This window comes from Paenibacillus sp. FSL K6-3182 (assembly GCF_037976325.1).
Lineage (GTDB): Bacteria > Bacillota > Bacilli > Paenibacillales > Paenibacillaceae > Pristimantibacillus.
Genome location: NZ_CP150265.1, coordinates 3,686,174 through 3,698,414, shown reverse-complemented (window position 1 = coordinate 3,698,414; position 12,241 = coordinate 3,686,174). Strand labels below are relative to the sequence as shown.

The following is a 12,241-nucleotide window of genomic DNA, read 5'->3' as shown; positions in this document are numbered from 1 at the left end:
AATGGGAGAGTAGAAAACATGATGATCGGGCTTATATTCGCAGTTCTCACTGGTTGTTTGGTCAGTTTGCAAAATATATTCAATAGCAAAGTCAATGAACGAATAAATACATGGACAACTACTGCCTTAGTATTAGGCATGGGCTTCCTTGCCTCATTTGTTATCGGATTCGTATTCGAAGGCGAACAGTTATTTGTATTACAAAATATGAAGCCATGGTACTGGTTCAGCGGTCTAATCGGCGTAGGCGTCGTTACTTGTCTGGTACAAGGCATTAGGCGGCTTGGCCCGACGTATGCCATCTCTATCGTTCTAACCGCACAGCTGGGAACTGCTTTATTGTGGGACTCGCAAGGGTGGCTAGGTATCGAAAAAGTAGCGTTCACAACGAATAAAGGGTTAGGTGTCCTTGTAATCGTCTGTGGTATCATTGTATTTAAAATAAGCGGTGCTCGTAAGAAAGTTACAGCATAACGACCAATAACGTTTAAGATTCAATTTGATCAAAGCAGGGTATTTTCTTCTATAAAGGCTCTAATACTAACTTAGCAGCAGGAGGAGGAAAAACATGATCAAAGCTAAACTTAAGTACGGTCTTGTAGCAGCAGCACTGATGATTGGCCTTACAGTAATCACACCGTTAACGCAAGCAGCAGTCAGCACAACAGCAAAGGATCTTTTCAGCGGAACACCAGCAGGGGATACCGCATACCATTTCAGTGATATTCAATTTTTGAACGGTAAAACCGGACGCGCTGCTGGCAATGGATTTCTCATTGGTACTTCTGATGCCGGCTCAACATGGCAACCGATCTATAAGGGTACTTGGCAATTTACACAGCTTGATTTTATTTCCAACACAACCGGATGGGCATTGGCGAAATCTTCTGCTTCCGGAACGAATGCCCTTATTCACACCAAGGATGGCGGAAAAACGTTCACCAAAATAGTAACCAGTCCGCTCGCGCTTGAACGTATTCATTTTGTGGATGCTTCAAATGGCTTCGGCTATACGAAGGCTTTTGCCTATAAAACATCAAATGGCGGGAAAACATGGACCAAAATCTCTACTCCTCCCAATAACCGCTATGCAGAGTTTACAGATGTGAAGCATGGATGGTCACTTATCGTAGTACCTGGATTTGGCTATCGACTATCAAAAACCACAGATGGTGGTATGAATTGGTCCACGAAACTAACGGTTAAATCTGAGGAGAGCATAGACGGAAAGCTTTACACAAAGGGAAATCAAATATGGGCACAATTTTACGGTGGAGTAGGGATGTCCCAGCAATCTTATTCCCTTTATGCCTCTGCAGATAGTGGTTCAAGCTGGAGGAAAGTAATTAGTCAGGAAACAGCAGGCGGTGGACCAGCACCAGGCGGTGCTGCAGGACTTGTTAAGGAAGGACCGGCTGCGCCTGGCGGACACCCTAGTAATATGGAGCTTGTTGATGGAGCAGCGATTCTCGGAGGTTACTCTCCAGCCGCTGGAGTCATTGGCGTTGGTCGTTCGGTTGATTCGGGGAAAACGTGGAATAATCTTACACCGATCGCAGGGGGAGAAAGCATTATTTCGTTTACAAGCAAGGAGCTAGGCTGGATGGCAGATACAAGCCTAGCTAATGCTGCTGTGTACAGAACAACTGATGGCGGCAAAACATGGTCCAAAAAAATAAGCATTCCTGAAAACAATCAGTAAGCTGCAATCGCAGATATACTGACAAGAACTTTAAGAAGACTGGTTCCTATTATAGGGCTAGTCTTTTTGTTGCCATCAGCCATTATGTATAAAAAAAGAGGGGCTAAGCAAAATAAAGGAAGTATTCAACTTCAATTTGCGGTAGTCACTTGAGTGGGGTGGACGTATGGATGATATAAAATGTGATTTCTCTCCAATGAAAGTTGAAGTGAAAGGCAAGCTTCTACATTTGCGTGAATCCCTTGAATCTTTGATAAAGGATTTGGATCATGATGCTGGCAATTGCTTGCTAAACGAGTTCCATTCTATGAAAGAACAAGTTTTTGAGACGGAATCGATTGCAACAACCTTTTATTTAAAATGTTATCTTGCACCTTATACCGCTAAATATGACGAGTTGTCCCATGCAATATCCCATTTATCGAAACGGCGCCATGGGGCGCTTCTCGTCGTGCAAAGATCAGATTCAATCGATAGGTATATTACTCATGGCGTATTAATTTCTGCCATGCTGACGCATTCGTTAATAGAATCTATTTTCACGCCTGGCGGTCCGCTCCACGACGGCGCAGTTTTAATCCAAAATGATAAAATTATATCTGCTGGCAATGTCCTCCCGTTAACGCAAAGAGACAGCGAGCAGAAGAAGCTTGGAACTAGACATCGTGCCGGTCTTGGTTTATCAGAATTAAGTGATGCACTTGTTATCATCGTATCAGAAGAAACCGGACAAGCTTCCTTCAGCTTGGAAGGAAATTTATATCCCTTTTCACCTGGCAATGATCTGCTCCATTAAATGACACAAAGAAAAACCACCTCTTCATAAAGAGGTGGTTGTTGGTAGTGACGATTAACGCAATGTTTTCAATGCACCGCTCCAAGCGAGTACTTGATCTAACATACCGTTCAAATTAGTAAGATGAAGATCAGCTGGTTTGAAAACAGAACCGTTCTCAAAATCAGTGAAGAGTGACAATGCAGGATGTACACGAACGTCAGCTACAGACAATTCACCCAAAATTCCACGTAAATGCTCAGCTGCACGAGCACCTCCTACAGAACCGTAACTTACGATACCTGCTGCTTTATCGTTCCATGCGTCACGTGCATAATCAAGCGCATTTTTCAGTGATGCTGAAATACTGTGGTTGTATTCTTGTACGATAAATACGAATCCATCCAAACTAGCAAGCTTAGTATTCCAAGCTGTTGCTTGCTCAGTAGCATCGCTTTCTCCCAAGAGCGGGAGCTTGAAATCCGCGATATCAACGATTTCATAATTAGCATCTCCGCGTTGATCAGCGATTTTCTTCACCCATTCACCAACTTGCGGGCTAAGACGACCTTGACGAGTACTTCCTAAAATAATACCGATATTTAATTTTGACACTGTTTTTTCCTCCTCAATAGTTGTTCTACCAAATCATTTGTCTAGAAAACCTTTTGCAGACACTGCCAAATCATGTTGTAAAGCTTTAGAACAAGAACCGTCCTTAGAATAACAAATAGTTAATGATCAGTATTTCTTAAACAAGGAAGGGTTATTCTTAAAAAGATGGATAATAAAAATACGCCAACTTCCTTTACGTTGAGTATCTTTAATATGAGATAATAATAGCGAATATAATTTTCTTTGTCAAGTAACTATAATTAATTAAGTGCATTAATCTTTCCATTAATTGTAGCTTTTCAAACTTAAACATTCACACTTGCCATTTTATCAATTGAGTAGTAAAGTGATGGCATAGTCATTGAGAGGGGGAACGAAATGCAGAATAATACGTTAGGTTCGTTAATTTGGCTTCGGCTGATGCGTTTTACGAATCAGAGCAACCAGATGTCAAATGAATTTTTAAAACAATTTGATTTAACGACTGCTCAATTTGATGTACTCATGCAGATTCGTGTCTATCAGCCTCTAACCCAAATGGTTTTAGCCGAGAAAGTAACGGTTACGCAAGGCGGTATATCTCGCATGCTCGTACGACTTGAGAACGAAGGTTATATTGTGCGCAAGCAAGACTGGAAAACCAAAACGATTAGTTTAACAGAAAAAGCCGAAGCCATATTGGATAACGCAATGCCGAGCCAGCTTGCTTTTCAAACTTCATTTTTTGAAGATGTATTAAATGAGGACGAACAAAAAACACTATACGCATTGATGACTCGCATCCATAAACATAGCCAGAAAAAGAAATTGCCGTCAGAGTAATTTTTTTGCAATATCAATTGACTAGTCAAGTTAAAAAGAGGAGGAACAATTATGTATACCATCCCTGGACATCATCATATTTCGATGATTACAAAAAACGCAAAAATTAATAATCATTTTTATCAAGAAGTACTAGGACTACGCAGAGTGAAGAAGACGGTCAATCAAGACGATCCATCCATGTATCATTTATTTTACGGTGATTTAACGGGCAGTGCGGGAACGGAGCTATCCTTCTTTGAAATGACAAATGCAGGAAGAACTGTGCGCGGTACTAATGCGATTACTCAAATTGGCTTACTCGTGCCTTCTTTAGAAAGTTTAGCCTATTGGAAAAAACGTTTTGAATTATTAAAGGTAGAACACGGCGAAATCACAAAATATGCAGGACGAGATGCGCTCCATTTTGAAGATACAGAAGGTTTGCGAATGGTTCTACTAAACAATAACGGTGAGGAAGTCCCTGAGAAATGGGCAGCATGGGAGGAATCAATCGCCTTGCAAAATCATCGCATTCTTGGCATGGGAACTGTCGAAATTACTGTTCGATCTTTAGATCGTTTAGCCGCTACATTGACGAGCATGTTAGGTTATAGCGAAGTGTCACGTACGGATAATGAAGCCGTTTATCAATCCGTTGCCGGCCGTTCCTATGGAGAAATTTTGGTCAAACAAGCAGATGGAGCAATCGAGAAGCCTGGAAGAGGAAGCATTCATCATTTAGCGATCCGTGTTAAAAATGAAGAAGAACTGCGTTATTGGGATGAGGTCGTTAAAAAACGCGGCTTCCACTCCTCCGGCATTGTGGATCGTTATTATTTTCAAAGCTTATATTTCCGAGAATCAAATGGCATTTTGTTTGAAATAGCGACGGATGGGCCTGGGTTTACGAAAGATTCATCCGTCGCAGAGCTGGGCAAAGCACTGGATTTACCGCCATTTTTAGAAGCCAGACGGGCGGATATTGAAGCAAAATTAATACCGCTGAATTAATACGCAAAAGGGGAGAGTACGCATGGAAAAATATCGAATCGATAAAAAAAAAGGATTAGAACTCGGATTGTATTCCATTGGGGATCATTTGCCTAACCCGCATACGGGCACTCAAATTGATTTTGGCGGTGTTCCGTTTGAAAGAATTGCAAAAAATATAGAATTTATCGCTACTGAAATTATGCCCGCAATTAAGAAACATACCGCTAAAAACTAAATTGCAATTAAAATCAATTTCATCATTTAACTTATAAAAAGTGCCGCGACGATTTATTGCGGCACTTTTTTATGTTCCAGATCATCCTAATAACCCCGCTAAATAGCTAGTCATAACGAGCTTCCGTAGCTATTTATGTATGGATTGGAACAATTTTCTATTTATATATAGAATTATTCTATTATTCAAACTTTTCAAAATTCTGTATGCTAGGGATAATCAAAGTTCATAAAACACATAGGAATTATATGGATTACTTGTAAAGTATGTATACCAAATGATAAAAAGTTGGTGAATGCAATAGGACAGCTATTAGAAGTTGATCGATTACAGGTGGCATTTCGGATGGATCAAGGAGAAGTGATCGCTGTAGATGATGTGAGCTTCACACTTGAACATGGGGAAACCATCGCTATTGTTGGCGAATCCGGTTGCGGAAAGAGTGTAACATCCCTTTCCATCATGGGATTGCTCGGTGCTAATGGTTCAGTTCGTCACGGAGACATCAAGTTCAACAGCTCATCCTTAATCAACTGCTCGCAAGCTCAGCTTCGTAAGCTTCGAGGCAGCGAAATCGCGATGATTTTTCAGGAGCCGATGACCTCTCTAAATCCAGTCTTCTCGATCGGAGAACAGATTGAAGAAACGATTCGTCAGCACTTGAACCTGTCTCGCAAGGAAGTGAAGCTCCTAGCCGTAGATTTGTTAAGGAAAGTAGGTATTCCTAGAGCTGAATCGATTATAAAGGAATACCCTCACGCACTTTCAGGAGGCATGAGACAACGGGTAATGATAGCAATGGCGCTGGCATGCCAGCCTGAGTTGCTCATTGCCGATGAGCCAACGACGGCACTCGATGTTACGATTCAAGCACAAATCCTTGCATTAATGAAGCAGCTGCAAGCAGAAAGCGGTGCTGCTATCTTGCTAGTTACGCATGATTTAGGAGTTGTAGCTGAAATGGCTGATAAGGTGGTCGTCATGTATGCGGGGCAAGTCGTCGAATCAGCTGACGTTTTCACTCTCTTTCGAGCACCAAAGCATCCGTATACGCAAGGCTTAATGAAATCAACCCTCCGACTCGATCAAGTCAACAGGGAGCGGCTGCAGACGATTCCAGGTTCAGTTCCATCTTTCCAGAAGATGCCTGCAGGATGTCGCTTTCACCCACGCTGTCCACATACAATCGCACGATGCCAGCAAGAACAGCCTGATCTTACGACGAATGGACAGGGACATCATGTACGCTGCTGGCTGATGGACCTTCCAAACGTATCGAATGAAGAACATACTCAGGCGGTTAGATTATGAGCCTCAACACACTAATACAAATTGAACGGTTAAAAATGTATTACCCCATTCGTAGTGGCGTATTTTCGAATCAAGTCAGCCATATCAAGGCGGTTGATGATGTGAGCCTAACGATGTATGAAGGGGAAACCGTCGGTTTAGTTGGCGAATCGGGATGCGGCAAGTCGACGATTGGTCGTTCAATCATTCGACTTGAGAATCCGCAAGCTGGACGTATTCTTTTTGAAAATCAGAATATTATATTTTCCTCTCAGAGACAGTTAAAACCGCTGCGGACACGAATGCAGATGATTTTTCAGGACCCGTATGCTTCCTTAAACCCAAGGCTTCGAATATACGATACGCTTGCTGAGCCTTTAATTGTTCACAAGCTGGTGAAGCGCAGTGAGGTGCAGCATGAGGTTGATAACCTGCTTCAATTAGTTGGATTGCCGCGTTCCGTTGCCAATCGATATCCTCATGAATTTTCCGGGGGGCAGCGCCAGAGGATCGGAATCGCTAGAGCCATTTCATTCAAACCCAAATTGATCGTATGCGATGAGCCAGTATCAGCGCTTGATGTCTCCATCCAAGCTCAAATTTTAAATCTATTGCAGGATTTGCAAAATGAGTTGAAGCTGACGTATTTATTTATCGCCCATGGCATTGGAGCGGTTAAACAGATCAGTACGAGAATCGCCGTCATGTACTTGGGAAAAATCGTAGAATTGGCACCTACAGAGGAGCTATTCCGCAAGCCGAAGCACCCGTATACGCAGCTTCTATTAAATGCGTATCCTCCGCCGGACCCAACGCTTCGAGCAACGAAGAGTCACATCATTCAAGGAGATGTGCCTAGTCCAGCTGAGCCCCCATCTGGTTGTCGATTTCATACTCGTTGTCCTTATGTGCAAGAGCTGTGCCGAACAGCAGAACCGGTGATTACGGAAGAGCATCACTCTGTTGCATGCCACTATCCGCTTGCATAGCACAAAGGCTAGGAAAGGAGAAGGCATCGATGGGCCATTATATCGTTCGAAGGCTGCTGATTTCCATACCAGTATTTCTTGGAATCACATTGCTTAATTTTCTTATCATGAATATGGCTCCAGGGAATCCCGTGGATATGTTAATCAATCCTAATATCCCGAAAGAGCTGCTAGAGATTAAAAAAGAGCTGCTTGGTCTGAATGACCCATTGTATATACAGTATGTAAAATGGCTGGGCGGTTTTTTTAGAGGAGAACTCGGCTATTCATTTAGCAGCTTCGCCCCCGTATCACAGCTGATTGGCGCCAGAATCGGACCTACCTTGCTGCTGGCTGCAGCATCGATGCTGGTTGGGATATTGATTGCCGTACCCGTAGGGGTAATCAGTGCTGTCAAACAGAATTCAAAATTAGACTATGTCATGACAGGGTTATCCTTCCTAGGCACCTCGATTCCTCCCTTTTTCCTAGGCCTTGGATTCATCTATTTGGTTGGAATTAAGCTGAAGTGGCTTCCAACAGGGGGAATGTCAACGTTAGGTGGCTCTGGAAGTTTCGGAGATATCCTCATGCATATGATTCTTCCTGTCATAGTGCTTGGTATTACGATTGCAGGTAAAAAGGTTCGTTATGTTCGCGCCAGTATGCTCGATGTACTCCATCAGGATTATCTGCGTACAGCAAGGGCGAAAGGCCTTAGTGAATTTCTGGTTACGAATAAGCATGCGCTTCGCAATGCCTTAATCCCAATCATAACGATCATCGGTGCAGAAATTCCTTTGGTATTAGGCGGCAGCATTATTATTGAGCAAGTATTTCAATGGCCGGGTATCGGGCAATTAACGATGGAAGCCATTCTCTCACGCGACTATCCGACTTTAATGGGCATTAATTTGATTGCTGCATGCGTTATACTCCTCACGAATTTGTTCACCGACATCGTTTATTCAATAGTTGATCCACGCATTAAATACAGCTGATTGGAGGGGATAGCGAATGTCCGTTAGTGAAATGCCATGGATGAGGAAAGATACATTTTCTTCAGATCATGGCGATGAAGACGAACTGTCCTTGGATGTAATGGAGAGTCATGCCCAATTAGTGAGGCGTAAGTTTATTAAGCACAAGCTGGCGGTATGGGGACTTGTAACTACCTTGCTGCTGCTTAGTATCGCGCTTTTTGCTCCGTGGCTTGCTCCGAGTCAGCCTAATGAAATTACAGATGTGTTCTCAGCCCATCCCTCGCTTACACACTGGTTAGGCACTGATCAAGTAGGGCGGGATGTATTAAGCCGGTTGATTTATGGAACACGGGTATCTTTAATGATTGGTTTTTTTACAGTTGCTTTGTACGTAACCTTCGGAACATTCATTGGACTAATTGCTGGTTACTATGGAAAATGGCTGGATATGGCACTTATGCGTTTGACTGATATTTTCTTAAGTTTTCCTTACATGATGGTTGTGTTGGTCATCGTGAGCGTGCTTGGTGCAAGTGCAACCACGATCATCCTTGTTCTCGCACTATTCAAATGGCCAACAATAGCAATGCTTGTCAGGGGAAGCGTATTATCCATGAAACAAATGGATTTTGTCCGCGCCGGCGTTGCGCTTGGATACAACACCCCGCGAATACTATTGAAGCATATTTTTCCAAATGTATTGGGGCCAATCATTGTGAATGCAACGTTTGGCGTTGCCAGCACAATTCTTAGTGAAGCTGGACTTAGTTTCCTTGGGATGGGGGTCAAATCCCCTCAGGCGAGCCTTGGCAATATGCTGCATGATGCACAATCGCTAACGGTTTTAACGGAGCAGCAATGGTTATGGGTACCCGCTGGCATCGTTATTCTCATTACCGTTCTTGCGATTAACTTTGTAGGTGACGGCCTTCGAGATGCGTTTGATGCAAGAGCCTAAGTACATGAAGCTGCTATTTAATTATTTAAATAGAAAAAGCAATAAAACAAAAGGAGAGAAACAAATGAAAACAAGGTTTCGAGTACAAGGTTTCATAGTATTAACCATCTTCTTGATTTTCCTATCGGCTTGCAGTGAAACGAAGCAGGTGAATGTCGAAGCAACAGCAGAACCAGCCAAGGAGGAGTTTTATGTTAAGGCAACAACCAACGATGCCAAAGCAAAAAAAACCTTATACATTGGCATCGTTAATGCTCCTGTTACTTTAAATCAAATCAATACGCAAGGAAGCTCGGCGTCGCTGGCGCCCATTAATTTACTTAACGATTCTTTGCTCGATGTAACGGATACCGCACAATTTATTCCGAAGCTGGCGGAATCTATCGAGACGCAGGATAAGCAAACTTACCGTATCAAACTCAAAGCGAATGCCAAATGGAACGATGGCAACCCTTTTACAACGGCAGATGTGGCTTTCACCTTAAAGCTTGCCCTCCATGCCAAAGTAGAATCATCCTTCAAGCTGGATTTTATCGAAGGTTTAAATGACATTGGGAAACTGGATGAAGGGAAGACAGAGCTATCCGGATTAAAAATCATCGATCCAACGACCTTCGAGATCAAAACAAAAACACCGATCGATCCGCTCGTATTTAATGAACGTTTCGGTGTTAAGGTTAATTTCTTGCCCGAGCATATTCTGAAAGATGCCAATCCAGAGCAGCTTTCAACGAACGAATATTTTCAAAAACCATTAGTCACCATTGGTCCCTATAAGTTTGCGAATTATGAGCAGGGGCAATTTGTCGAGGTGACAAAAAATGAAAAGTACTACCTCGATGTACCTAAGATTGACACGATATTCATAAAGGTGCATCCCGCGGCAAATCTTGTAGCACAGCTGCAGACGGGAGAAATTCAAATGAATTCTTTGCCGGTCGGGCTTGTACCGATTACGGATTATGATAAGGTCAAGGGCTTTGAGAATGTAAATGTAACCTCTGCTCCAGCTTCTGAGCCGGCCGAAATTTTCTTCAATACGGAGAAGCTGCCAGATAAAAAAGTGCGCCAAGCGATCGCCTATGCGTTGAACCGTCCACTCATTGTGGAGCAACTGCTCAAAGGGCAGGCCGAAATTATTGATGGAGGCATCCCAAGCTCGCATCCTTATTTTAATAAAAATATTGCCAATTATGATTACAATCCTGAAAAAGCAAAAGAGCTTTTAAAAGAAGCGAACTGGGATCCCAAACGTACCATTACATTTATTATTCCAGTTGGGAATAAGGTTCGTGAGCAGGCTGCTGATATTCTCGTACAAAACTTAGAATCTGTTGGGATTAAAGTAGACGTTCAGAAATTCGATTTCCCAACGTTAATCGATAAAGTGGAGAAGGGCGAGCATGACATTACCATATTCACAAGAGATTACTATATCGAACCGAGCCTCTATTTTACAACCTATAAAAGTGATGATCCCGAGAGTGTGATTCGATTTAAGAATCCATTAGTCGATGAGCTGATTAAAAAGGGCGAACAAGAAATTATAGAGGAAAAACGTCACGAGATTTATAACCAACTGCAAGAGGTACTGCATGATGAGGTTGCCACTTTAGCTGTTTATTCCGAGAAACGTTTGCAGGTCGTATCAAAAAACGTTCTGGTTGGAAAACCGCTTAATCTAGGTACGTTCAATAATGTAAACCAGTGGGATATAGAAACGAAATAGCAGCACACGGTTTTAATAAAGCTGCATGCCTTGAAGTTATTACTCGGTTTTACGGAATTTATTCCATTTATATATATTTTTAAAACTTATAGGAGGTGCAAGGAAAATGGCAGATTTGAATTGTCTTGTATGCAAGTCGGATATCGAGGTGGAAGAGAGTGTAACGACGGGTGAAATTTTGGAATGCGGTTCATGCGGTCAAGAGCATGAAGTGCAGGTCGAATCTAATCTCGTCAGCATCGCTTTAGCTCCAGAAATAGAAGAAACTTGGGGAGAGTAGGAACCGAACATGGAGCAGAATCGTGTGATTTTATTATGTGTTACAAAGTTGCGGGAAGAAGAACAACGAATTATCGATCATCTTCGAGCTTTAGGCGTACAAGTGCAGGTGAACTTGGATTCCATGGAGTTACCATTAGGCGAGCCTGATGTCCATTCCTTCGGACTTGCTCTCATTCGTTGTCTCTCACAGAAAAACGCGTTGAATCGAGCCCATCTGCTTGAATTAGCCGGTCTTGAAACGTTGAATTCGGTCAAAGCAATTACTATTTGTACAAATAAAATACATCAAGCGATTGTGTTTCAAAAACATGGCATTCCCCAGCCCCAATATAAAGTAGCTTTTACACCTGAGAAGCTCTTCCAAGCTTTGCAGACATTTGGAGATTTATGTGTCATTAAGCCGGCAACCTCATCTTGGGGAAGAGGAATAGCTAGAATCACCGGCAAAGAATGCTTAGATGGGTGGATAGCTGCAAGGGAATCTGTAGATCCTGGGCATCAATCGTTCCCTGTATTAGTGCAAGAATATGTGGAAAAAGGCGATTTTGATATCCGTGTTGTCATCGTAGGCAGCAAACCGATTGCTGCGTTCCGCCGAGTTTCAGCAGACAACTGGAAGACGAATACGCATCTAGGCGCGGAGATCGATCCTCTAGAAATTAATGAAGAAATGGCATCCATTTGCAAACAAATAATTGAGGTTTTGGGCGAAGGCATTTATGGTGCAGACTTGTTTTTTGATTACAAGCAGCAACGGTATGTCGTTTGTGAAGTGAATCAAAACCCGGAATTCGCAAAGTCTTGGAAAATTCATGGTGTCGATGTGGCCTACCATATTGCACAATATGTAAAAGCTGCGATTGAACGAAAAAATAAGGCCAACTTAACTGTTATATCGCGGTAAATA

13 protein-coding genes and 1 pseudogene are annotated in these 12,241 nt (G+C 42.5%); 13 read left to right on the top strand and 1 reads right to left on the bottom strand.

Annotated elements, in window-relative coordinates:
- The first annotated feature begins 18 nt into the window (after window positions 1–18).
- From MHH56_RS16135 to cdaS, 3 genes are all read left to right on the top strand, one after another.
- Window positions 19–474, top strand: a complete 456-nt coding sequence (locus MHH56_RS16135; protein ID WP_339209336.1) for a DMT family transporter — start codon at window positions 19–21, stop codon at window positions 472–474.
- Window positions 475–568: 94 nt separating this feature from the next.
- The gene (locus tag MHH56_RS16130; RefSeq protein ID WP_339209335.1) at window positions 569–1,702 is read left to right on the top strand and encodes a hypothetical protein; all 1,134 of its coding nucleotides are present in this window, start codon (window positions 569–571) and stop codon (window positions 1,700–1,702) included.
- Window positions 1,703–1,868: 166 nt separating this feature from the next.
- Window positions 1,869–2,498, top strand: coding sequence for a sporulation-specific diadenylate cyclase CdaS (cdaS, locus tag MHH56_RS16125; protein WP_339209334.1), 630 nt, complete (start codon window positions 1,869–1,871; stop codon window positions 2,496–2,498).
- 54 nt (window positions 2,499–2,552) lie between these two features.
- Here the strand turns inward: cdaS and MHH56_RS16120 are convergent, their stop codons facing one another.
- Complete coding sequence (locus tag MHH56_RS16120) at window positions 2,553–3,092, bottom strand: NADPH-dependent FMN reductase (RefSeq protein ID WP_076265973.1); 540 nt, start codon at window positions 3,090–3,092, stop codon at window positions 2,553–2,555.
- 378 nt (window positions 3,093–3,470) lie between these two features.
- On the opposite strand from MHH56_RS16120, the gene MHH56_RS16115 reads away from it, so the two are divergent.
- The 10 genes and pseudogenes from MHH56_RS16115 to MHH56_RS16070 all read left to right on the top strand — a co-directional run bounded on the left by MHH56_RS16115 (window position 3,471) and on the right by MHH56_RS16070 (window position 12,238).
- Entirely contained in the window at window positions 3,471–3,914 is a 444-nt protein-coding gene (locus tag MHH56_RS16115; protein WP_339209333.1) for a MarR family winged helix-turn-helix transcriptional regulator, read from the top strand.
- Window positions 3,915–3,965: 51 nt separating this feature from the next.
- On the top strand, window positions 3,966–4,907 hold the full coding sequence (locus tag MHH56_RS16110) for a ring-cleaving dioxygenase (RefSeq protein ID WP_339209331.1): 942 nt from the start codon (window positions 3,966–3,968) through the stop codon (window positions 4,905–4,907).
- Between the two features lie 112 nt (window positions 4,908–5,019).
- Window positions 5,020–5,124: pseudogene (locus MHH56_RS16105) on the top strand (N5,N10-methylene tetrahydromethanopterin reductase); the annotation flags it as partial.
- A gap of 300 nt (window positions 5,125–5,424) precedes the next feature.
- Window positions 5,425–6,435: an ABC transporter ATP-binding protein gene (locus MHH56_RS16100; RefSeq protein ID WP_339209613.1), complete on the top strand. Its 1,011-nt coding sequence runs from the start codon at window positions 5,425–5,427 to the stop codon at window positions 6,433–6,435.
- Window positions 6,432–7,403, top strand: coding sequence for an ABC transporter ATP-binding protein (locus tag MHH56_RS16095; RefSeq protein ID WP_339209330.1), 972 nt, complete (start codon window positions 6,432–6,434; stop codon window positions 7,401–7,403). Before MHH56_RS16100 ends, MHH56_RS16095 begins: the two co-directional genes overlap by 4 nt.
- 29 nt (window positions 7,404–7,432) lie before the next feature.
- Window positions 7,433–8,383, top strand: coding sequence for an ABC transporter permease (locus MHH56_RS16090; RefSeq protein WP_339209329.1), 951 nt, complete (start codon window positions 7,433–7,435; stop codon window positions 8,381–8,383).
- Window positions 8,384–8,399: 16 nt separating this feature from the next.
- Window positions 8,400–9,323: an oligopeptide ABC transporter permease gene (gene opp4C, locus MHH56_RS16085; protein WP_339209328.1), complete on the top strand. Its 924-nt coding sequence runs from the start codon at window positions 8,400–8,402 to the stop codon at window positions 9,321–9,323.
- A gap of 64 nt (window positions 9,324–9,387) precedes the next feature.
- On the top strand, window positions 9,388–11,052 hold the full coding sequence (locus MHH56_RS16080) for an ABC transporter substrate-binding protein (RefSeq protein WP_339209327.1): 1,665 nt from the start codon (window positions 9,388–9,390) through the stop codon (window positions 11,050–11,052).
- Window positions 11,053–11,158: 106 nt separating this feature from the next.
- On the top strand, window positions 11,159–11,332 hold the full coding sequence (locus tag MHH56_RS16075; protein ID WP_076265982.1) for a lysine biosynthesis protein LysW: 174 nt from the start codon (window positions 11,159–11,161) through the stop codon (window positions 11,330–11,332).
- Between the two features lie 9 nt (window positions 11,333–11,341).
- Complete coding sequence (locus MHH56_RS16070) at window positions 11,342–12,238, top strand: RimK family alpha-L-glutamate ligase (RefSeq protein WP_339209325.1); 897 nt, start codon at window positions 11,342–11,344, stop codon at window positions 12,236–12,238.
- Window positions 12,239–12,241: the final 3 nt, after the last annotated feature.

Excerpts from the sequence above, each read along its gene's own strand:
- opp4C (WP_339209328.1), top strand. The coding sequence starts at position 8,400 with ATGTCCGTTAGTGAAATGCCATGGATGAGGAAAGATACATTTTCTTCA.
- MHH56_RS16080 (WP_339209327.1), top strand. The coding sequence starts at position 9,388 with ATGAAAACAAGGTTTCGAGTACAAGGTTTCATAGTATTAACCATCTTC.
- MHH56_RS16135 (WP_339209336.1), top strand. The coding sequence starts at position 19 with ATGATGATCGGGCTTATATTCGCAGTTCTCACTGGTTGTTTGGTCAGT.
- MHH56_RS16115 (WP_339209333.1), top strand. The coding sequence starts at position 3,471 with ATGCAGAATAATACGTTAGGTTCGTTAATTTGGCTTCGGCTGATGCGT.
- MHH56_RS16075 (WP_076265982.1), top strand. The coding sequence starts at position 11,159 with ATGGCAGATTTGAATTGTCTTGTATGCAAGTCGGATATCGAGGTGGAA.
- MHH56_RS16070 (WP_339209325.1), top strand. The coding sequence starts at position 11,342 with ATGGAGCAGAATCGTGTGATTTTATTATGTGTTACAAAGTTGCGGGAA.
- MHH56_RS16110 (WP_339209331.1), top strand. The coding sequence starts at position 3,966 with ATGTATACCATCCCTGGACATCATCATATTTCGATGATTACAAAAAAC.
- cdaS (WP_339209334.1), top strand. The coding sequence starts at position 1,869 with ATGGATGATATAAAATGTGATTTCTCTCCAATGAAAGTTGAAGTGAAA.
- MHH56_RS16090 (WP_339209329.1), top strand. The coding sequence starts at position 7,433 with ATGGGCCATTATATCGTTCGAAGGCTGCTGATTTCCATACCAGTATTT.
- MHH56_RS16095 (WP_339209330.1), top strand. The coding sequence starts at position 6,432 with ATGAGCCTCAACACACTAATACAAATTGAACGGTTAAAAATGTATTAC.
- MHH56_RS16130 (WP_339209335.1), top strand. The coding sequence starts at position 569 with ATGATCAAAGCTAAACTTAAGTACGGTCTTGTAGCAGCAGCACTGATG.